Origin of the sequence: Streptomyces sp. NPDC091377, from assembly GCF_044757045.1 — a bacterium.
Classification (GTDB): domain Bacteria; phylum Actinomycetota; class Actinomycetes; order Streptomycetales; family Streptomycetaceae; genus Streptomyces.
Genome location: NZ_JBIVUE010000008.1, coordinates 126,610 through 147,755 on the forward strand (window position 1 = coordinate 126,610; position 21,146 = coordinate 147,755).

General features: G+C 72.0%; 14 protein-coding genes, 2 tRNA genes and 2 pseudogenes. 8 read left to right on the top strand and 10 right to left on the bottom strand.

Annotated elements, in window-relative coordinates:
- The first annotated feature begins 38 nt into the window (after positions 1-38).
- On the top strand, positions 39-2,303 hold the full coding sequence (locus tag ACIQNG_RS19525; RefSeq protein ID WP_401486454.1) for an MFS transporter: 2,265 nt from the start codon (positions 39-41) through the stop codon (positions 2,301-2,303).
- A 39-nt stretch (positions 2,304-2,342) separates the two neighbouring features.
- On the top strand, positions 2,343-2,813 hold the full coding sequence (locus ACIQNG_RS19530; RefSeq protein WP_401486456.1) for a PPOX class F420-dependent oxidoreductase: 471 nt from the start codon (positions 2,343-2,345) through the stop codon (positions 2,811-2,813).
- 12 nt (positions 2,814-2,825) lie between these two features.
- On the opposite strand, the gene ACIQNG_RS19535 is transcribed toward ACIQNG_RS19530, so the two are convergent.
- From ACIQNG_RS19535 to ACIQNG_RS19550, 4 genes are all read right to left on the bottom strand, one after another.
- The gene (locus tag ACIQNG_RS19535) at positions 2,826-3,674 is read right to left on the bottom strand and encodes a TetR/AcrR family transcriptional regulator (RefSeq protein ID WP_401486458.1); all 849 of its coding nucleotides are present in this window, start codon (positions 3,672-3,674) and stop codon (positions 2,826-2,828) included.
- Positions 3,675-3,863: 189 nt separating this feature from the next.
- Complete coding sequence (locus ACIQNG_RS19540) at positions 3,864-5,354, bottom strand: MFS transporter (protein ID WP_401486460.1); 1,491 nt, start codon at positions 5,352-5,354, stop codon at positions 3,864-3,866.
- A gap of 78 nt (positions 5,355-5,432) precedes the next feature.
- Positions 5,433-7,775, bottom strand: a complete 2,343-nt coding sequence (locus tag ACIQNG_RS19545) for an MMPL family transporter (protein ID WP_401486461.1) — start codon at positions 7,773-7,775, stop codon at positions 5,433-5,435.
- A gap of 399 nt (positions 7,776-8,174) precedes the next feature.
- Positions 8,175-8,912, bottom strand: a complete 738-nt coding sequence (locus ACIQNG_RS19550; RefSeq protein ID WP_401486463.1) for a response regulator transcription factor — start codon at positions 8,910-8,912, stop codon at positions 8,175-8,177.
- Positions 8,913-9,090: 178 nt separating this feature from the next.
- Here ACIQNG_RS19550 and ACIQNG_RS19555 point away from each other — a divergent pair, with 178 nt between their 5' ends.
- Entirely contained in the window at positions 9,091-9,768 is a 678-nt protein-coding gene (locus ACIQNG_RS19555; protein ID WP_401486465.1) for a hypothetical protein, read from the top strand.
- Between the two features lie 94 nt (positions 9,769-9,862).
- On the opposite strand, the gene ACIQNG_RS19560 is transcribed toward ACIQNG_RS19555, so the two are convergent.
- The gene (locus ACIQNG_RS19560; protein ID WP_401486466.1) at positions 9,863-10,795 is read right to left on the bottom strand and encodes a DUF2797 domain-containing protein; all 933 of its coding nucleotides are present in this window, start codon (positions 10,793-10,795) and stop codon (positions 9,863-9,865) included.
- Positions 10,796-10,880: 85 nt separating this feature from the next.
- A pseudogene (locus tag ACIQNG_RS19565) lies at positions 10,881-11,120 on the bottom strand (HGxxPAAW family protein); the annotation flags it as partial.
- 23 nt (positions 11,121-11,143) lie between these two features.
- Between ACIQNG_RS19565 and ACIQNG_RS19570 the strand changes: the two are divergent.
- On the top strand, positions 11,144-11,578 hold the full coding sequence (locus ACIQNG_RS19570) for a MarR family winged helix-turn-helix transcriptional regulator (RefSeq protein ID WP_401437261.1): 435 nt from the start codon (positions 11,144-11,146) through the stop codon (positions 11,576-11,578).
- 108 nt (positions 11,579-11,686) lie between these two features.
- Here the strand turns inward: ACIQNG_RS19570 and bla are convergent, their stop codons facing one another.
- Positions 11,687-12,640, bottom strand: a complete 954-nt coding sequence (gene bla / locus ACIQNG_RS19575) for a class A beta-lactamase (RefSeq protein ID WP_401486468.1) — start codon at positions 12,638-12,640, stop codon at positions 11,687-11,689.
- Between the two features lie 320 nt (positions 12,641-12,960).
- On the opposite strand from bla, the gene ACIQNG_RS19580 reads away from it, so the two are divergent.
- Complete coding sequence (locus ACIQNG_RS19580) at positions 12,961-13,923, top strand: LysR family transcriptional regulator (protein ID WP_401486470.1); 963 nt, start codon at positions 12,961-12,963, stop codon at positions 13,921-13,923.
- Positions 13,920-14,828 carry a serine hydrolase gene (locus ACIQNG_RS19585; RefSeq protein ID WP_401486471.1) on the top strand — a complete coding sequence of 303 codons (909 nt, stop codon included), beginning with the start codon at positions 13,920-13,922 and terminating at the stop codon, positions 14,826-14,828. The genes ACIQNG_RS19580 and ACIQNG_RS19585 overlap by 4 nt, the downstream gene beginning before the upstream one ends.
- 29 nt (positions 14,829-14,857) lie before the next feature.
- Here the strand turns inward: ACIQNG_RS19585 and ACIQNG_RS19590 are convergent.
- The 3 genes and pseudogenes from ACIQNG_RS19590 to ACIQNG_RS19600 all read right to left on the bottom strand — a co-directional run.
- Positions 14,858-15,172, bottom strand: a pseudogene (locus tag ACIQNG_RS19590) (DUF1152 domain-containing protein); the annotation flags it as partial.
- A gap of 92 nt (positions 15,173-15,264) precedes the next feature.
- A tRNA-Arg gene (locus ACIQNG_RS19595) sits at positions 15,265-15,337 on the bottom strand.
- Positions 15,338-15,601: 264 nt separating this feature from the next.
- Positions 15,602-15,692: transfer RNA gene (locus ACIQNG_RS19600), tRNA-Ser, on the bottom strand.
- Between the two features lie 282 nt (positions 15,693-15,974).
- Between ACIQNG_RS19600 and ACIQNG_RS19605 the strand changes: the two genes are divergently transcribed.
- Entirely contained in the window at positions 15,975-16,574 is a 600-nt protein-coding gene (locus ACIQNG_RS19605) for an SSI family serine proteinase inhibitor (RefSeq protein WP_401486473.1), read from the top strand.
- A 386-nt stretch (positions 16,575-16,960) separates the two neighbouring features.
- Entirely contained in the window at positions 16,961-21,103 is a 4,143-nt protein-coding gene (locus ACIQNG_RS19610; protein WP_401486475.1) for a PAS domain-containing protein, read from the top strand.
- Positions 21,104-21,146 lie beyond the last annotated feature (43 nt).

The following is a 21,146-nucleotide window of genomic DNA, read 5'->3' on the forward strand; positions in this document are numbered from 1 at the left end:
GATCGCCCACCCTCGCACGAAGGAAGAGAAGGAAGCCCATGGCAACCACGACGCCGACTGGTGCGCGGCCGGCGCATGCCAGGCACGGGGGCGGCTCCCACGGTGAGCCCATGTCGCACCGGCAGATCATGGAGGCGCTGACCGGGCTGCTGCTCGGCATGTTCGTCGCGATCCTGTCCTCGACGATCGTCTCCAACGCCCTGCCCGACATCATCAAGGACCTCGGCGGCGGCCAGAGCGCCTACACCTGGGTCGTCACCGCCTCCCTCCTGGCCATGACCGCCTCCACCCCGCTGTGGGGCAAGCTCGCCGACCTCTTCTCCAAGAAGCTGCTGATCCAGATCGCGCTGGTCGTCTTCATGCTGGGCTCGGCCGCGGCGGGGCTGTCGCAGAACCCGGCGACCCTCATCACCTTCCGCGCGGTGCAGGGCATCGGCATGGGCGGGCTCTCCGCGCTCGCCCAGATCATCCTCGCGGCGATGATCTCCCCACGGGAGCGCGGCCGGTACAACGGCTACCTCGGCGCCACGTTCGCCACCGCGATGGTCGGCGGCCCCCTGATCGGCGGGGTCATCACCGACACCGACTGGCTCGGCTGGCGCTGGTGCTTCTACGTCGGTGTCCCCTTCGCCGTGGTCGCCCTGGTGGTGCTCCAGCGCACCCTGCACCTGCCCGTCGTCAAGCGCACGGCCCGGACCAGGGTCGACTGGGCCGGGGCCTTCTTCATCACGGCCGCGGTCTGTCTGCTGCTGGTGTGGGTGACCTTCGCCGGGGACAAGTACGACTGGGCCTCCTGGCAGACGTACAGCATGGTCGGCGGGACGCTCGCGCTGCTGCTGGTCTTCGTGTTCACGGAGTCCCGCGCCGCCGAGCCGATCATCCCGCTGCGGCTGTTCCGCAACCGCACCATCACCCTGTCCTCGCTCGCCTCGCTCTTCGTCGGCATCGCGATGTTCTCCGGGACCATTTTCTTCAGCCAGTACTTCCAACTGGCCCGCAACGAGTCGCCGACCATGTCCGGCGTCCTCACCATCCCGATGATCGCCGGCCTGTTCGTCTCCTCCACCGTCTCCGGCCGGATCATCACCCGTACCGGCCGCTGGAAGGCGTGGCTGCTGATCGGCGGCGCCCTGGTGACCGGCGGACTCGGACTGCTCAGCACGATCGCGTACGACACCCCGTACTGGCGGGTCGGCCTCTACATGGCGCTCATGGGGCTCGGCATCGGCATGATGATGCAGAACCTGGTGCTCGCCACCCAGAACCAGGTCGCCCCGGGCGATCTCGGCGCCGCCAGCTCGATCGTCAACTTCTTCCGCTCCCTCGGCGGTGCCGTCGGTGTCTCCGCGCTCGGCGCGCTCCTCAGCCACCGCATCGCCCACTACGTCCAGGAGGGCGCCGCCTCCCTCGACCCCGAGTCGGCCGCCGCGCTGGCCGGGGCGAGCGACACCAGCGGCGCCATCCCGGACATGGACACCCTGCCCGGCCCTCTCCGCACCCTCATGGAGAGCGGCTACGGCAGCGGCATCGCCGACGTCTTCCTCTACGCCGCCCCCGTCGCCTTCCTCGCCCTGCTCGCCTCGCTGTTCATCAAGGAGGTGCCGCTGCGCACCCAGGGCGCGCTGGCCCAGGCCACCGCGGCGTCGGCCACCGACGACGGCACCAACATCCCCGACGGCGGGGGGACCGGGGTTCCGGTCGGAGGGAGCGGGGTTCCGGTCGGAGGGAGCGGGATTCCCGCCGTAGGGGCCGTAGGGGCCGTAGGAAGTGGGATTCCCGCCGTGGGGGCCGGGGTTCCCGTGGGGGGACACGTCCGGGAGGGCGGCGGGAGCGGGGGCGTGCCCGGGGCCGTCGTCACCCTCATCTCGCCCGGCGGACGCCAGCTCGGACGTTCCGTCGCCCGGCCCGACGGCTCCTACTCGCTCGACGCGCCCGGCGCCGGATCGTACGTCCTGATCGCCTCCGCCGACGGCTTCCAGCCGCAGGCGTCCACGATCGTCGTAGCCGGTGCGCCGGTCTCGTACGACATCCGGCTCGGGCTCGCGGCGGGCGCCCGGATCCAGGGCGTGGTCCGCGCCCCGCACGGCCCGCTCACGGATGCCAGGATCACCCTGGTGGACGCGGCCGGGAAGGTCGTCGGCACCACGACCACCGGCGCGGACGGCGCGTACGCCTTCACCGGTCTGGACGGCGGCCGGTACACCGTCATCGCGGCGGGCTACGCGCCCGTGGCGACCGCGCTGAACGTCACCGGGAACGGCGTCGACCGCCACGACATCACCCTGGGACACCCCGCCGACTGATCTGCCGCCCGGGCCGGGGCAGGCCCTACGCTGCCGTTCATGGCACCGAACATCGCTACGAACACGACGGTCTCCCTGGCCGGGCTGCTCGACTTCGTACGGCCCCGGCACCGGGCGATCCTGCTGACGAGGCGGGCCGACGGAGGGCCGCAGGGGTCGCCGCTGACCTGCGGGGTCGACGACTCCGGGCGGATCGTGATGTCCACCTACCCGGAACGGGCGAAGACACGGAACGCCAAGCGGGACGCCCGGGTGAGTGTGATCGTGCTGAGCGACGCGTGGGACGGGCCGTGGGTGCAGGTGGACGGCAGCGCCGAGGTGATCGACTCGCCGGATTCCGTCGAGCCGTTGGTGGAGTACTACCGGAACATCGCCGGTGAGCACCCCGACTGGGACGAGTACCGGGCGGCGATGGTGCGGCAGGGGAAGTCGGTGGTGCGGGTGACGCCGGAGCGGTGGGGCCCGATCGCCACCGGCGGTTTCCCGGCTCGGCTGGTGTCCGGCAGCTGAGCGCCCCCGTGTTCAGAGGTCCCTGGGGCCCTCGGAGTCCCCGGAGTGTCCGGAGTCCCCGGAGTGTCCGGAGTCCTCGGAGTCCCCGGGCCTCTTGGGGCTCCCGGGGGGGTCCGCCATCGCCTCGATGCCGGCCACCAGGAGGTCCAGGGCGAAGGTGAAGTCCCGGTCCAGCATCTCCGCCACCGTGTCGCCGCCCCTCGCCTCCATGATCTCCACGGCGTCGGCGAGCACGTCCCGCGTCTCGGGGACTTCCTCCACGGAGTCCATGGCCTGACGGAAGTACTCGTCGCGGCTGAGGCCCGCGTCCGTGGCGCGGGTCGTGAAGTGGCCCTCGACGGTGCCGAAGCCGTACACGAACTGGAAGACAGCGGAGATCGCGCCGGTCTCGCCGTGGGCCGGGAGCCCGGCGCGCCGGATGACGCCCCGCACCTCGCGGGAGAAGGCGAGGGACCTCGGGCCGATGTTGAGATATCGCCCGGCCAGCGGGGACAGCCAGGGGTGGCGGACCAGCAGGGCGCGGTACTCGGTCGCCAGCGTGCGCAGTTGATCGCGCCAGTCCTGGTCGTCGGCGGCGGAGTCGGGCAGGTCCAGTTCGCCGTAGACCGTGTCGAGGGCGAGTTCGAGGAGGTCGTCCTTGGTGTCGACGTACCAGTACACGGACATCGCGGTCACGTTCAGCTCGGCGGCCAGCCGGCGCATCGAGAACTTGGCGAGCCCTTCGGCGTCCAGCAGCCGTACGGTCGTCCCGGTGATCCGGTCCCGGTCGAGATGGGGCGGCTGCCCGCCCCGCCCCCCTCGCCGTGCCCCCTGCTCCCCCAGCCATACGCTGGCCCGTCCACCCGACTCCGTCCCAGCCATCCGCGCACCTTCCTGGACCCGACCCGACCTACAAGCGACCACCCGACCGACCGATGAACCGACCGACCACCGAACCGACCGGCCACGGACCGACCGGCCACGGACCGATCGACCACCGAACCGACCGGCCACCGAACCGACTGGGACCAGGCTAGGGGTCGGTCCCTCGAATGCGCGGACCTGAGTGCTTCAGATGTCCTCCCGCTCGGCCCTGCGCAGCAGCGCCGCCGCGAGCAGGCCGCCCACGAGCACGGCGACGGCACCGACCAGTTGGCTGGTCTCCAGGCCGGAGGTGAACGCGTCGACGACCTGTTCCTTCTCCTCCTCCCCCTCGGCCAGCGCCAGCGCCCCCGGCAGGGACGCCGCCGTCATGGGGATGAGCGCGGCGAAGCGGGAGTTGAGGACGGCGCCGAGGACGGCGACGCCCAGGCCGTTGCCGAACTCCGCGAGCGTGCCGTTGATCCCGGCGCCGACGCCCGCCTTCGCCGGGGGGATGCTGCTCATGATGGCGTGGGCCATCACCGGGTTCGCGATCGCGCACCCGCAGCCGATGAGGACCAGCCCGAGCAGCATCCCGGAGTAGCCGCCGGAGGCCAGCGTGGCGATGGAGACCAGGCCCAGGGACATCAGGATCATGCCGAGGGCGATGGAGACGGGCGTACCGAGCCGGGTCGTCAGCTTGGCGGAGAGGCCGGAGAAGTTGAGGGCCACCACCATCAGCGCCAGCGGCGCGGTCCGCAGACCCGCCTCCAGCGGGCCGTAGCCGAGGACGAACTGGAGGTGCTGGGTGAGCAGGAACAGCGCGCCGCCCATGCCGAAGGTGATGAGGACGGCACCGGCGACCGCTCCGGTGAAGCGGCGGTTGCGGAAGAAGGCCAGGTCCAGCATCGGGTACGGGATCCGGCTCTCCCACCAGGCGAACAGGCCGAGGAAGACCACCGCGCAGAGGCCGCCGGCCAGTACCCGGCCCGAGCCCCAGCCGTGTTCCGGTCCGGAGATGACGGCGAAGACCAACGAGGCCATGCCGATCGTGGAGAGCAGCGCGCCGAGCAGGTCGGGGCGGTCGCCCTGGGGGTTCTTGGACTCGGGGACCAGGGCGATGACGGCCACCAGTCCGAGCGCCACCACCGGCAGGTTGATCAGGAAGATCGCGCCCCACCAGAAGTGGTCCAGCATGAGGCCGCCGACGAGCGGGCCGGTGGCGAAGCCGAGCGCGTTGACGGCGCTCCAGATGCCGATGGCCCGGGCGTGTTCCTCAGGCGCGAAGATCTGCATGGCCACGGCCAGGGTGGTGGTCAGCAGCAGCGCGCCGCCGACGCCCATTCCGGCGCGCGCGGCGATCAACTGGCCGGAGGAGTCCGCCAGTCCGGCCACCAGTGAGCCGATGCCGAACAGGGCGAGCCCGGTGACCAGCATCTTCTTACGGCCGTAGCGGTCCGCCGCGCTGCCGGCCGTGAGCAGCAGGCCCGACTGGACGAGTGAGTAGGCGTTGATCATCCACTGGATGTCGGAGGTCGTCGCGTCCATCTCCTCCGTGAGGGAGGGGATCGCCACGTTCAGCACCGTGTTGTCGAGCAGCACGGTGAGCTGTGCCAGACAGATGACACCGAGGATCAGCCAGCGCTGGGGGTGGCCGCCCCCCGTGGGGGGAGCGCTGTCGGCCTGTGAGAGCACGGTCATGTTATACAGCGTAGAGGAGTTCTTGTACGGCGTACAAGGCGTGTTGGCTGTACGAGAGGGGGGTTCCCGGTGCTGTCCTCAGTGCGAGGCCGACGTCGGACGGTCCGGCGGCCCCTCCGTCTCCGACCCGGCCCCCGTCTTCGGCGCCGGTGTCGACTTCGGTGTCGGCTTCGGCTTCGGCTTTGGCTTCGGTGTGGGTGTCGGCTCCGGTTCCGGTTCCGTGACCTTCCCCTCCGTGTCGATGTGCGGCAGCACCCGGTCCAGCCAGCGCGGGGTCCACCAGGCGTGCCGGCCGAGCAGGGTCATCACCGCCGGGACCATCAGCAGCCGTACGACGGTCGCGTCGATCAGCACACTCACCGCGAGGCCCAGACCCAGCATCTTGACCACGATGTTGTCGCTGACGATGAACGCCGCGAAGACACTCACCATGATCAACGCGGCGCAGGTGATCACCCGGGCCGTGATCTCCAGGGCGTGCGCCACCGCCGCCTTCGCGTCACCCATCCGCAGCCAGCCCTCGTGCACCCGGGAGAGGAGGAAGATCTCGTAGTCCATGCTCAGGCCGAAGATGATCGCGAACATCATCATCGGCACATAGCTCTCGATCGGCACCGTCCCCGAGACCCCGAGCGCCGGACCGCCCCAGCCCCACTGGAAGACCGCCACGACCACCCCGTACGAGGCCGTGATGGACAGGACGTTGAGGACCGCCGCCTTCAGCGCGACCAGCGGGCCCCGGAAGACCGCCAGGATGATCAGGAACGCCAGGGCGACCACCACCCCGATGATCAGCGGCAGCCGGTTCGCCACGATGTCCCGGAAGTCCACCTGCGCGGCGGTCGAGCCGGTGACATAGCCCTTCGCGTCGGTGCCGGAGAGCGCGGCGGGCAGGGTGTCGTGCACCAGCCGGTTGGTCAGCGCGGTGGTGGCGGCGTCCTGCGGGGAGCGGGCGGAGTAGACCGTGCCGACCAGCAGTTCCCCGTCCTTGGTGGGGGTGAGCGGGGTGACCGCCGCCGCGCCCGGTACGGCGTCCAGCGTCTGCTGCGCCTGCGACGCGAGCGCCGGACGCCGGTCGGCCGGGACGCCCGACTGATCCACCACGAGCGTCAGCGGGCCGTTGGAGCCGGGGCCGAAGGCATCGGTCATCAGGTCGTACGCCCGCCGGTCCGTGAAGGACGTCGGGTCGGCGCCGTCGCCGATGTGGCCGAGCTGGATCGAGAAGACCGGGATCGCCAGCACCGCGATCGTCACCACACCGGCCGCCAGATAGCGCAGCGGCGCCCGCTCCACCCGTCGCGCGTAGCGGTGCCACACGCCCTGCGGCTCCTCGCCCGGCGGGGCGTCGGTCTCGGCGACCGGATGCCGTACCCGCAGACGGTCGATCCGGGTGCCGAGCAGCCCCAACAGCGCCGGGACCAGGGTCAACGCGCCCAGCACCGCCGAGACCACGGTCACCGCGGCGGCCAGCCCCAGCTTGCCGATGAAGGACAGCCCGGACGCGTACAGGCCCGCCAGGGCCACGATCACCGTGCTGCCCGAGACCAGCACCGCCCGGCCGCCGGTGGTGGTCGCGAGCCCGGCCGCGCGCACCGGGTCGTCGCCGTCCATCAGCCGCTGCCGGTGCCGGGTGATCAGGAAGAGGGCGTAGTCGATGCCGACGCCGAGCCCGATCATCGTGGCCAGGGTCGGGGAGACGGTGGCGAAGGTGAACGCCGCCGCCAGCAGCCCCAGACCGGCCAGCCCGCCGACCACACTGATCAGCGCGGTGAGCAGGGGGATGCCCGCGGCGAGCACACTGCCGAAGCCGACCAGCAGCACCACGATCGCCACCGCGAAGCCGATCAGCTCACTGACCCGGTCGTTCGCCGCCGGACGGGCCAGCTCACCGAGCGATCCGCCGTACTCCACCTCGGCCCCGGCCGCCCGCAGCGGCTCCACGGCACCGTCCACACCGTGGAGGTAGCCCTCGCCGAGCGTCGACGGCTGGGTGTCGAAGCGGATCGTGAGGTAGGCGGTCCTGCCGTCGCCGGAGAGCGGGCCGAGCTTCGGGGTGGGGGACTGGACGGTCAGCGGATTCTGCACCGACAGGACATGGGGAAGCTTCTGCAGACCGGCGACGGTGGCGGAGACCTGCGGGCCGAGCGCGGTCAGCGACCGGTCGGCGTCGTGCAGCACGATCTGCGCGCTGTAGCCGTCCGCCGCCGGGTCATGGCTCTTCAGCAGGTCGACGCCCCGCTGGGACTGGGAGCCGGAGAGCGCGAAGTTGTCCGAGTAGGTGCCGCCGAAGGCGTGCTCGACCGCCTGGAGCCCGCCCACCGCGACCAGCCACCCCACGATGACGATCACGAAATGGCGGGCGCACCATTCCCCGAGCCGTTGCAGAAGGCCGGTTCTCCGCCGATCCGGTGCGCTGGACACGTCTTCATTAGAGGGCGGTGGGTACGGGTCGGCATCCGATACGCACCCGTTCCGGTGACGGACGCCGGGTGCCGTCGAACCCCCTGCACCGCGGCATCCCGGCATCCCTGCACCCCGGCGCCCCTGCACCGCGCACCCTTGCACCGCCGCACCCGCCGCACCCGCCGCACCGCCGCACCGCTGCATCGCTGCCGAACTGCGCCCGGTGCGCGCCGAGGCCGGGAAGCTCCGGGGTGGGTCTGCGGTTCGCGGTCCCTCAGGACCTCGGCGACGGCGTCGATCCGGCCCGGGTGAGAGCCGGGCGGAAGCCGGGCGGAAGCCGGGCGGAAGCCACCTGTGAACCGTGGCCTCCGTGCCGGCACCGCCGGGCGGTCCCCGCCCCACCCCGCCCTCCGCCCGTCAGGGGGCGGGTTTGATCAGATACCCCGCACCGCGCCGGGTGTGGATCATCGGCTCGCGTCCGGCGTCGATCTTCCGCCGCAGATAGGAGATGTACAGCTCCACGACATTGGCCTGGCCACCGAAGTCGTAGGACCACACCCGGTCGAGGATCTGCGCCTTGCTGAGCACCCGCCGGGGATTGCGCATCAGGAACCGCAGCAACTCGAACTCGGTCGCGGTCAGATGGATGCCCTGGCCGCCCCGGGTCACCTCGTGGCTGTCCTCGTCCAGGGTGAGATCGCCGACGGCCAGCATGGAGTCCGACGGCCGGTCGGCGGCGCTCGAACGCCGGATCAGTCCGCGCAGCCGCGCGACGACCTCCTCCAGGCTGAACGGCTTGGTCACATAGTCGTCCCCGCCGGCGGTGAGCCCGGCGATCCGGTCCTCGACGGCGTCCTTGGCGGTGAGGAAGAGCACCGGGACGTCGGGCAGCTCCCGGCGCAGCCGCCCCAGCACGGCGAGCCCGTCCATGTCGGGCAGCATCATGTCCAGTACGACGGCGTCGGGCCGGAACTCGCGCGCCGTCCGCACGGCCCCGTGGCCGTCCCCTGAACTCCTGATCTGCCATCCCTCATAGCGCAGGGCCATGGACAGCAGCTCGGTGATCGACTGCTCGTCGTCCACCACAAGCACCCGGACGCGGTTCCCGTCCGGCCTGAGCAGTTCGGTACGCCCCTGGGGCGAGGTCGTGGTCATACCGCCCACCCTGTCCACGCCCTCTGAGAGACCCCTTTCCCGAACCTGTGATTTTCCTGAGAAACACCCGGCCGCCCTCGCGCGATGACGCAATGACGCAATGAACGATGTGTGATGTGTGATGTGTGATGTGCGATGCGGGATGAACCATCGGCGAGGGGCACCACGTAGTACAGGCATGTCACGGAATTCAGGCAGGGAAACAGACCAGATCGACCTCGGCCCTGATCCTCGGAACCGGGTCCGCTGGGTGACGGCCGCGGCGCACGAGGAGGCTCACGACAACACCGCGTTCGCGCAGGCGGCGGGATGGGATTCGGGTCCCGGCCAGTTCGGCGGGGGTGATCGACTGGCGGAGATGCGGAGCAACCTGCCCCCGATCGAAACGGGCGGCAACCCGAACCGGCAGGCCGCACAGGCCGCGTCGCTCCAGCCACGCGGCCAGCAGGCCCAACAGCCGTACCCGCAGCAGTACTCACAGGAGTACTCCCAGCAGTACTCGCAGTACCCCCAGTACGAGCAGCCCCAGTACCAGCAGCAGCCGCGGCAGCAAATGTCGTACCAGGAGTACCAGCAGGGCCTGCTGCCCAGCCCGGAAGAACGCCTGTCCCAGTCCCAGAGGCAGAGCGCGTCGCTCAGCGCGACCATGGGGAGCCCGGTGGACGGCGTCCAGTTCGCCATGGCGGCGTCCTTCTTCCCGGAGCCGAGTGTCGGGGGCGGCGGAGCCCGCCGACGGGGAGGAGAAGACGCCCTGTCGCACGGGCAAAGGCAAGGTCATGGGCAGAGGCAGGGCCAGGGTCAAGGTCAAGGTCAAGGGCAGGGGCACAACCGGGGTCGCCGCCAGGGACGTAGTTGATCAGCGCCGTTGTCTCCGGTGACCCGGTCACCCGGTCGTCCGCGTGCCCTCGGGCCGGAGCTGACCCACGGCCCGACCGTCATCCCGACGCCCGTCAGAACAACCCGTCCTGCTGATGCGCCTCCCGCGTGAACTCCCGCACAGGCACGGACACCTCACCCCCCACCGAACCCCCCGGCACGGGCACGGGCAGAGACACAGACACAGACACGGGCACAGACACGGGCACCAACCCCCACCCCGTCATCAACCGCGTGTCCAGCACCACCACCCCGCCCCCCGTCCCCAGATGCAGATCGGGCCCGGCGGCGGCCTTCAGCTCACCGCTCACCACCCCACCGGCCACCAACTCGGTCACCTCCCCGAAGGCATCCGCACCCACCAGCCCCGCGAGCCCGAACGCCCTCACATGGTCCTCGGCGCGGAACGGCAGCCTCGTCAGCGACTCGGGCCACCCGCCCAGCGCCACCGCCCGCTCGTGCAACTCCGCGATCTCGGCGGCCCGTTCCCCCTCGCTCCCCGGCAACACAGCACGTACCGCCCGCTTCTGCGCGTACGGGATCCGGTCCGGCACCCCCAGCGCCGCCCGCAACAATTCCTCCGCCCGCCGCGCGGCCATCAGCGGCCCGACACCCAGCCAGCTGAAACAGACCGCCCCCTGCTCCAGCAGCCGCGCCGGGCCCCGCCCGACCGCCGTGATCCCGACCTTGACCATCCCGGGCCCGAACCACGCCAGATACACGTGATATGGGCGGGGGTCGTCCGCGAGGGTGTCCGCCGCCACCGAGTGCGCCCGATCCAGCCGCGCGCACTCCTCGCACCGCGCCCCCGTACTCCGCCCCGACACGGCCGCCCGCACCGGACACTCGTGCCCCCGCGCCCCCACGCATCTGCGCCCACCCCCCGAGCCGACCCCGAACGCCACCCGCTGTCCCCAGCCCAGCGCGCTGCGCCGACCCCCGTCCCACTCCAGGACGGGCCCCTGCGCAGTCCACCGCAGCCCCGAGCAACGCCACACCTGAACCATTGCCCCAAAGCGTAGAGCCCACCACTGACAACCCACTCTGACCAGGCATCACGCCACGAAGAACCAACCTACGCCGCCGCCGACCTCACCCCGGCGACGACTCCACGACGACCTCCGACGCCACCCCCGCCACCTCCACCCCCTCCGACCCCCCGCCCGCCGGACGAGGCCCCCCCAACCCCCCGGGCTCACGCCCACGCCCGCGCCCACGCCCCGCCAGCCGACACCCCCAGCACCCCGCATGCCCGTCCCGCGCCCCCGAGTCCCGTACCCCCAGGCCCCACTCCTCCCGAGGCCGAGGCCCCGGCGGCTTCCCCCATCCGGCGAACCGCCCAGGCCGTCCACGCCATGGACCGGCTGATCTCGGCCCATCTCTTCGGTCAGCACCAGATCGCCCAGGAACTGGGCCTGAACGTCACCGACCTCACCTGCTTCGGCTATGTGGTGGAGGCAGGCGACCACCTGCTCACCGCGGGCGACCTGGCCGTCCGCGCCCACGTCACCACCGGCGCGGTGACCGGCATCCTCAACCGTCTGGAACGCGCGGGCTACGTCACCCGCCGCCCCGACCCCACCGACCGCCGCCGGGTGCGGGTGGCGGCGGAACCGGCGGCGGTGGAGCGCGTCACGGCGATCTACGAGAGCTACTACGTCCGGCTGCACGCGCTCTTCGCCGAGTACTCGGACGCCGAGATCGCCGTGATCACCGACTGGTTCACCCGCGCGACGGGCCTGGCCCACGAGTACCTGGAGATGCTGGCCCGCGGCGGCGGCGACTGCTGAGCCCCGGCGACGGCGGGACCACTGGCACCCCGGACCGACCACGGTCAAGCCCGACCCGACCCAGCCCACCCCAGGACACCGGCACCGATTGCGTCACCGGTGGGCGGGCTACTCCCCCCGCCCCAGCCCCTTCATCGCGATCGAGGCCGCCTTGGCGACCAGTTCGTCCTTCCGCTCGGCCCCGTCCTTGTCCCGGCTGGTCAGCACGGACATGACGATCGGGTTGCCCCCGTTCTCGGGCCACAGCACGGCGATGTCGTTACGACCGCCGTAGCCCGCGGCGCCACTCTTGTCGCCGACGGTCCAGCCGTCCGGCAGCCCGGCGCTGATCAGCGTCTCGCCGGTGGTGTTGGTCTTCATCCAGGACGCGAGCAACTCCCGCTCGTCCCGCTTCAGGGCATCCCCGAGCAGCATCGCCCGCAGGCTCCCGGACAGCGCGCGCGGCGTGCTGGTGTCCCGGATGTCACCCGGCTTGCCCTCGCTCAGATCGGGCTCGAAACGGTCCATCTCGGTGACGTCGTCCCCCAGTTCCTCCAGCACGGCCTCCAGCCCGTCGGGCCCGCCGAGGTCCTCAAGGAGCAGATTGACGGCGGCGTTGTCGCTGTACCAGAGCGTCGCGGCACACAGTTCGCGCAGGCTCATACCGCTCTCGACGAAGTCCTCGGTGATGGGCGAGTTGTCGACGAGGTCCTCGCGTGAGTAGCGGATGACCTTGTCGATCCCGTCCATGCCGTGCTTGCGCAGCACCGCCCCGGCGGCGAGCGCCTTGAAGGTGGACGCGTAGGCGAACCGGTCGTCCGGGCGGTGCCCGACGCTCCGCCCCGTGCCGGTGTCGAGGGCGTAGACGCCGACCCGGGCGTCGAACTCCTTCTCCAGCGCCTGGAACTCCTTCTTGACCTGCTGGGCGGAGGGCGTACCCGCCTTCTCGACGGCGGCGGCCTGCCCGGCGGCCCCCATCCGGGCGTCCCCGCCTTCCTGACCACAGGCGGGCAGCGCGGCGAGCGCGAGCACACCGGCCGCGGCGGCGGCACCCCGGCGAGCCCGATTCACGTACGACGACATGGCAAGACCTCCAGACAGAGACGTTCCACGGCGGGCACCCGACACCCGGCCCCCGACACTCGGCCCCCGACACCCGGCCCCCGGCCCAGGCGGAGCCACCCGGCACCACGAGCACCGAACCGAACCCATGGCCGAGCAGCGACAAACCCCTGGTCAGGCCCTTGGCCAAACCCTTGGTCGGACCCCTGCCCGGACACCTGGCCGGACCCCTGGCCGGACCCCTGGCCGGACCCGCCTACCGCGTTCACCCTCCGCCACCCCCGCACCCACCGTCCAAGACACCCATGCCCCCATCCATGCTGTTTTGGCATAGTGGAGGCGTGGATCTACTGGGGGCATGCCGGGCGTTCGTGCATGTGAGCGAGTACGGCAGTTTCACCGCGGGCGCGGCGGCGGCGCGGATGGCACAGTCCGTGGCCAGCCGCCGCGTCGCCGCGCTGGAGCGCCACTTCGGCGAACGTCTGCTGACCCGATCGTCCCGCACGGTGACGCTGACAGCGTTCGGCAGAGACGTACTGCCCCTGGCCCGACAACTCGTGGAACTGGGCGACCGGCTGGAGCACGAGGCGGAGGCGGCCCGCCGGCACCCCCTGCGACTGGCCGTCCCCGTCGACTGCCCGACCGGCGCACTGGCCCGGCTGATCGCCGACGCCCAGCAGGCCGGACTCCCCCTGTCCCCGCACCCGGCGGCGCCCGCCGACCGCGCCGACCTGGTCAGATCCCGGCAGGCCAGAGCGGCCCTGCTGGCGGTCCCGCCGGACGCGGCGCACTGGACGACCCCGCTGGGCCTGGCCGTGACGGCCACCACCCCGGGCACCGGCCCGATCTATCTGGACACCCTCCGCCCCGCCCGCACCGACGGCAACCGCCGCCCCCGCCGCGTCTGGCTCCAGCCGGAGGACGACGTACCCCATGTGCGCGACCGTCTGACCCGCCTACGGGACGCCCTGGGCCTGCGTCCCGCCCAACTCGCCGCTGCCCCCGACCTCCCGTCGGCGGCGGCGGAAGTCCTGCGCGGCACCGGCGACGCCGTCCTCTGCTCCCGCCGCCAGGCTGAGAACCTGTCCCTCCACTGGCGCGAGATAGGGGAACTGAACCCGGGCCTGGCGCGTGGATACGCACTGGTGGCGGCGGAGGACACGGACGCGGGGACAACGGAACGGATCATGGACGCATGCGGAAACGCGATCGCGGACTGCCTGGACGCGAAAGCCCATGACAAGAATGGGCAACAAGCAAGCCAAGAGATAAAGACGATTCCGGCGACGGTTGCGACGAGATGACAACAACAGCCCTGCTCAGCGAGTTGCGTGCCACGCTCCAGGACAGTGGCCTGCACGGCTCGTTCCTGGTGCGCGACCTGGACACCGGGGAGGAACTGGGGATCGATCCGGAGATCGAGTTCCCGGTGGCGTCGCTCGTCAAGGTCCCCTTGGCCCTGGCGACCCTGGAACGGGTCAGACGGGGCGAGCTGGACGCCGCGATGCCGGTGGAGGTCGCTCCGGGCCGGCTGTCCGTCCCGGGCCCGACCGGGATGAGCCGCTTCCGCCACCCGGCCCGCGTGGCGGTGGAGGACCTGGTCTATCTGAGCACCTGCATCAGCGACAGCGTGGCAGCGGACGCCCTGTTCGTCCTGACCCCGCCGAGCAGGGTGACGGAACTCCTGAAGGACCTCGGGGTGAAGGGCATTTCGGTCCGCCACACCATGAACGAGCTGACGGAGACCCCGGCCGAACGCTTCGAGGCCGCCGACGTCCATCTCGCCCACGCCCTGGCCATCGACGCCGGCACCCCCGGCCGCGGCCACCGCGTCCCCCAACTCGACATCTCCCACGCGAACACCGGCACGGCGAGAGCCTTCGTGGACCTCCTCCACTCCCTCTGGCACCCGACGACGATCCCCACGGAAGTGGCCGGGGCCGTACGCACCCTGCTGTCCGCCAATGTCCTACGCCACCGTCTCGCCCCGGATTTCGCGTCGGACGCGGCGACCTGGTCGTCCAAGACCGGCACCCTTCTGAACCTTCGCCACGAGGCGGGCGTGGTGGAACACACCGACGGCCACCGTTACGCCGTGGCGGCGCTGACGGAATCCAGCGTCGCGGCGAGCAGCCAGCCCGGGGCGGACGCGACGATGGGCCAGGTGGCGAGACGGCTCCGCGACCACCTGCGGGTGTGGGCGGCGTAGCCCTTGCCTGGGGCTGGACAGGCTCACGGTCGCTCGTGGTCGATCTCCGAGGAGCCGCAGATGTCGTGGCTGAGCGCCTCCGCCTCGTCCAGGCTGGTCGTCCCCATGATCCTGCGAACCAGCTGGTTGCGGCTCACCGTCTCGTCCATGTCCACCTCGTGGACCCTCGGTCCTTCGTCGGTGAGCGGTACGGGAAGCCCGGCGTCCCTCACCTCGCAGATGCCCCGTACCCCCCGCGCCGTCGCCGCGAGCATCCCGGTGGCCTCGGACGGGTGCCAGTCCAGCACAGGGCCGATCAGCTCCATGTCCTTCCCCGTGAAGGTGTGGACGGCTGAGCCGAGCACGCCTCGCGCTTCTCGACAGACGCAGAAGACACCGCTGCCGTACGGCACGACAAAGCCCCTCCGGGATCATCCCGGAGGGGCTTTGGGGTGTGCGCACTCGGCAGGATTCGAACCTGCAACCTTCTGATCCGTAGTCAGATGCTCTATCCGTTAAGCTACGAGTGCTTGTGTTGTGCTGTGTTTCTGTCTTCGCTTGGGGCCTTTCGGGCCGCTCGCGGCGACAGGAAGAACATTACATGACTGCCGCTGACATGTGAAATCCGTTCTCCATACCCTGCCTGAGCTGCGGAAACGGCCCTTCGGAGGGGGTTCGGAGGGGACGGGGTTCCGGGCGTCCGCGGGTGGGTGACGGAGGTCACTTGGGGAGGGGAGCGGGGGAAATGCAGCCAGGGAGTTCAGCGCTTCGGCTGAACTCCCTGGATCGTGGTGCGGAGGCGGAGGGATTTGAACCCTCGATGGGGGGTAAACCCCAAACCGCATTAGCAGTGCGGCGCCATAGACCGGACTAGGCGACGCCTCCAGCACACCCGACTCGCGACGCTCGCGCGTACGCGATCGGTGCGTGCAGATGATGACACAGACGAGCGCGGTGTCACCAATCGCCCCCACCGTACAAGGCGGGCGGGGCGCAGGGCAAAGGCGTTCGCCAGGGGTTTCCCGGCGTCGCCCGCACACTGCCCCCGGTCCGCCGGGGCCGCTCGGCCGCCCGGCCGCCCGGCCGCCCGGTCGTTCAGCGGCGTCGCCTTCGCCGTACGGCCGGAAGCGGGCGCAACGTACCCGTCGCCCCCGCGTTACTCAGGGCATGACATACGCCTCCCCCCGCATCACCAGTGGTTCCGGTACCGCCGTCGTCTCCCTGCGGCGGGTCGGCGTCGCCGTCGGTGCCGCACTCGCCGTCTTCGGCTCGCTCGCCGCCGTCCCGGCGGACGCCGCCGCCCAGTCCGGTCTCCCCTCTCCCGCCCTCCCGCCGCCCATCCGCTACGAGGACCGGGTCGCCACCGGTCAGCTCACGGTCACCGTGCGCGACGGCAAGGGGGGCAGCACGTCGTACGACCTCTCCTGCCGGCCGCATCACGGCGATCACCCGGATGTCAGCGGGGCGTGCGGGGCCGTCGAGCGGGAGACGGTGGAGGGGCGGGACCCCTTCGCGCCGGTCCCCGAAGGCAGCACCTGCACCATGCTCCACGGCGGGGAGGCCACCGCCCATGTCACCGGGACCTGGTCCGGGCGGCGGGTCGACGCCCGGTACGACCGCTCCGACGGGTGCGAGATCGCGCGCTGGAACCGGCTCGTTCCGCTGCTGCCGAGTGCCGACTCCGGCTCCACATCCACCTCCCCCTCCACCTCCACCTCCACCGCCACCTCCACCTCCACCTCCACCTCCGGCGGGGGTGCTCGCTGAGTCGGGACGTCGACCGAGCGATCGACCGACCTACGTAAAGATCTCGCGCCCGCTTCGTACATCTGTCGCACAGGCTGTGCGAAGGGGCTGTGCGACAGGTGTACGACGCGGATGAGGAGGGATGTGAGAGGGGTGCGGGCGGGGCGCGACGAGAGGGGTCAGCGTGTCGACAACGCGTCACCGCGTCGTGCGACCTCTGCCGGATCCGGCGTCACGGGTGGGAGGGCAGCGCTTAGACTCCCTCGCGTGACACGTCGCGGGCAGGTTGGCAAGATGGCCCGAGCGGTCGGCTAGGGTCTGTCGTTTGGATCCGCGCACCAGACCCCGCGACGCCGGGATGATCCGAACGACAGGCCCTAGGTGCGGTAACAGGGAGGAAGCGACTCGTGAGCAGCAGGCCATCCCGAGGCGCTGCTCGCCTCGCGGCGATACTCGACGCGCTTCCCGACGCGTTGGTCCTGGTCAACGCCAACGGGACCGTCGTCAACGCCAACACCATCGCGCTGGAAGCCTTCGAGGCTCCCGGCACCGCCCTCGTCGGGCGCGGGCTGCTCGATCTGCTGCCGCAGTTCGACTCCAAGCTGATCCCGGGCAGCATGCGACGGCCCGACCACATCGACCCGCGCGCCCGCACCAGGCCGACCAGGATGGTCGCCCGCCGGACCGACGGTTCCGAGTTCCCCGTCGAGGTCAGCAGCGCGAACCTGGTGAACGGGCAGCAGGCGTACGACGGTTACGGCTACACCTCCGACGAGCTGCTGATGCTCGTCGTCCGCGATCTGTCCGGCACCGTCGACACCGAGGCCGAGCTGGCCCGCTCACAGCGGCAGACCGAGATGATCCTGCGGGCCGCCGCCGAGGGCGTCGTAGGGACGGACACCGACGGGCGGATCGTGCTCGTCAACCCGGCCGCCGCGCAGATCCTCGGGTACCGGGCCGGTGAGCTGGGCGGCAAGGAGCTGCACGGCCTCGTCCTGCACTCCCGCCCCGACGGCACGCCCTTCCCCTACGACGAGTCGCCGCTCGCCGACACCCTGCGCTCGGGGCGCAAGCACCGGGTGCGCGGGCAGGTGCTGTGGAGCAAGGGCGGGGACAGGGTTTCGGTCGATCTGACGACCGCGCCGGTGCGGGACGGCGATCAGTTGGTGGGCGCCGTGATGGCCTTCACCGACCGCCGCCCGTACGACACGCTCGCCACCGAGATGGCCGCCGTGGAGAAGGCCCACCGGAAGGAACTGGAGCGGCTCTCCGAGGAGCACGCCTCCGATCTGACCGCGCTGCGGCAGCAGCACGTCACCGAGACCGAGGCGCTGCGCGAGGCGCACGCCGAGGACCTCGCGGCCCGTGAGGACCGCTACGCCGCCCTCGCCGAGCGCGAGAAGGACCGCTACGAGGTGCTCGCCGGACGGCACGAACAGCTCCTCACCCTGCTCGCCACCTCCCTGCGCGGGCCGCTGGACGAACTGCGCCGCGATCTGTCCGCGCTCGCCGCCGACGACGCCGGTCAGCTCTGGCCCGAGGCCAACCAGGTGCTGCACCACCTCTCCGCCGGGTACTCGCGGATCACCACGCTCATCGACAACGTCCTCGGCTACCAGCGGCTGGACAGCGGAACCGACTCGGTCGCCCGTACGAAGGTGATGCTGGACTCCGTCGTCGCCTCGGGTGTCGAAGGGGCCGTCGAACTGATCGGGCCGGGCCGGGTGCAGTTCGCCGTGCACGCGCCGCCCATCGAGGCCGAGGTCGATCCGGCGCTGCTCGCCACCGCGCTCGCCCATCTCATCGCCGATGTGGCCGGGGTCGACGCCACCGGCAACTCGCCCGTCTCCGCGGGCGGGTACATGGACAACACCGTCGTCGTGGCGGCGGCGCAGCGCGGTGCGGTCGTACGGATCGAGGTGCGCGGGCCGTACGCCGGGGGGGACCCGGTGCACGAGCCGATCGTGCGCGGGATCGTCCGCGCCCACGGCGGTGTGCTCCAGACCCATGTGGTGCCCGGGATGAGCGGCAGCGCCTTCGTGCTGGAGGTGCCCATCGGGGGCGGGGCGGGGGCCGTTGCCGCCGCTCCCCTGCCCGTGCACGTCGCGAGCGGGGCCGACAGCACCGGTGATTCCGGGAGTTCCGGGAGTACGGACGGGTCCGGTGAGGACGGGGGTGGGCGGCGGCGTGCCCGGCGGTCCTCCGTGGACGCGTTCCTGGAGAGCGAGATGTCCGGGGGCGACGGCGGTGAGGGCTCGGCGCCGACCGGGCGCCGGCGTCGGCGGGCCGCCGGTCCGCAGGACAGTGGCGAGGGCGCCTGGGTGCCCGGTCCCGGGAACGGGGCCGACGGTGGTGAGGGGGCTGCGGTACCGACCGGGCGTCGGCGCGGGCAGCCCGCCGCCATCGAGCCCGGTACGACGGGCGGTCCCTCCGCAGGTTCCCCGGTCGGTTCTCCGGCTGGTCCCTCGGCCGGTTCCCCGGTCGGACAGTCCGTTGCCGCGCAGGGGGCCGTGGTCACCGCCGCCGAGCACGCGGCCGGGGCCGCCGCCGTCGGCTCGGGGCTGGGTGCGGCCGTACCTCCGCAGGGGGTGCCCGCGGGGCCTTCCGGGCGGCGGGCCCGTCGACCGGACGGTGAACAGGCCGCGTTGCCGCCCGCGCTTCCGGCGGCGGGGGCACAGGTTCCCGGCGGGCACGGTCCCGGTGGGCAGGGTCCTGGCGGGCACGGTGTCGGTGAGCTGGATTCCGGTGGTTCCGCCGATGGTGGGCAGCCGTCCGGGCGGCGTCGGCGTGCACTTGCCGCCGCGCAGGAACGGGCGATGGCCCAGCAGGACGCGGCGCCGCGTGCGGTGTTCGCGCTGCCGCCCGCCGAGGCGGACCGCGCGGAGGAGCCCGCCGCTCAGATGCAGGCCCAGGCACAGGCTCCCCTGTCGGCTTCCGTGCCGGTTCCCGCGCAGGGCATCCCGGGTGGGACCGCGGCCCCCCAGCAGCGGGGCGCGGAGACCGCCGGACAGGAGCCCGGTCGGCACGACGCCGTCGCGCACGACCAGGACGACGACCACACGCCTCCGCAGCCGCACCCCGTGAGCGGTCCCTCGGGACGCCGTCGGCGGGCCGCCCAGCAGGGCGGGTCCGACGCGCCGCCGGTTCCTCCGGCCCCGGGGATTCCGGCGCAGGCCGCCCCGAACGCCCCGAACGCCTCGGGCACACCCGCCGGAACACCCGTCGGTACACCCGCGCCCGGTGCCATGCCCACCCCGACCCCCAGCACCGGTACGCCCCTTCCGCCGGAGGCCGGCCCGCAGTCGAGGGCCGCACAGCCCTTGCCCGCCGAGGCCGCGATGCCGGTGGATCCGGACTCCACGCAGGGCAGGGCCATAAGCGTTCGTACGCTGGGCCAGGGTGTGCCGTTCACCCGGCAGGCAGCCCAGGTCCAGCAGCCCCAGCCGCAGCAACAGCCCCCGGCCCCTCAGCCGCAGGGCCTGGGCGGGCAGGGTTCGGCCACCGCCACGCCCGCCCCGCACAACCCCTCCGGCTCGGGCCGCCGCCGCAAGCTCGGCACCCGTCCCGACCCGGCGCCCGACGGCGTCGGCGAGCAGCAGGCCCGTCAGCATCCGCCCGCCGAGCAGGCGATCCCGCAGCCGGCCCCGCTGTCGCCCCCGCCGCTGAACGGTCCGCCCCGGCGCGCGCCGGGCACCGAGGGCGTCGGACGGTCGTACGCCATAGGCGCCCCGGACGAGAACGCCGACGAAGGGCCGGAGCCGCTGGACGGTCCCGGCGGCGCGGTCGAGGTCGCGGACACCCCGCGTCCGCAGCCGATGGACGACGAACTGCCCCCGGAGCCGCTGGACAACCCCCGGCGGCTGCTGGTGTGGCCCGCGCCGGACGTCTCCACCCAGCAGGCGCTCAGCGACCGGGGCTACCGGCCGGTGATCGTGCACTCGCGCGAGGAGGTGGACGCACAGATCGCCGCCTTCCCGGCCGCGCTGTTCGTCGACCCGCTGACCGGGCCGATCACCCGTACCGCGCTCCAGTCGTTGCGGCAGGCGGCGGTGGCCGCCGAGGTGCCGGTGATGGTGACGGCCGGGCTGGGACAGGCGACGCGGGAGGCGGCGTACGGTGCCGACCCGGCCGTCCTGCTGAAGGCGCTGGCGCCGCGGGACAGTGAGCAGCATCCGCCGCGGGTGCTGCTGATCGAGGAGCACGCGGAGATCGCGCTGGCGCTGACGGCGACGCTGGAGCGGCGTGGGATGCAGGTGGCGCGGGCCGCGAGCGACGCGGACGCGGTGGCGCTGGCGGGGCAGTTCCGGCCGAACCTGGTGGTGATGGACCTGATGCAGGTGCACCGCCGCCAGGCCGGGATCGTGGACTGGCTGCGGGCGAACGGGCAGCTCAACCGCACCCCGCTGGTGGTCTACACGGCCGCCGTCGACCAGGCGGACCTGCCGCGGCTGGCCTCCGGCGAGACCGTGCTGTTCCTCGCCGAGCGCTCCACCAGCACGGAGGTGCAGAGCCGGATCGTGGATCTGCTGGCGAGGATCGGCACCAACTGACGGAGGGGCCGGCGGCAGGGGCCGAACGGCAAGGGGCGGACGG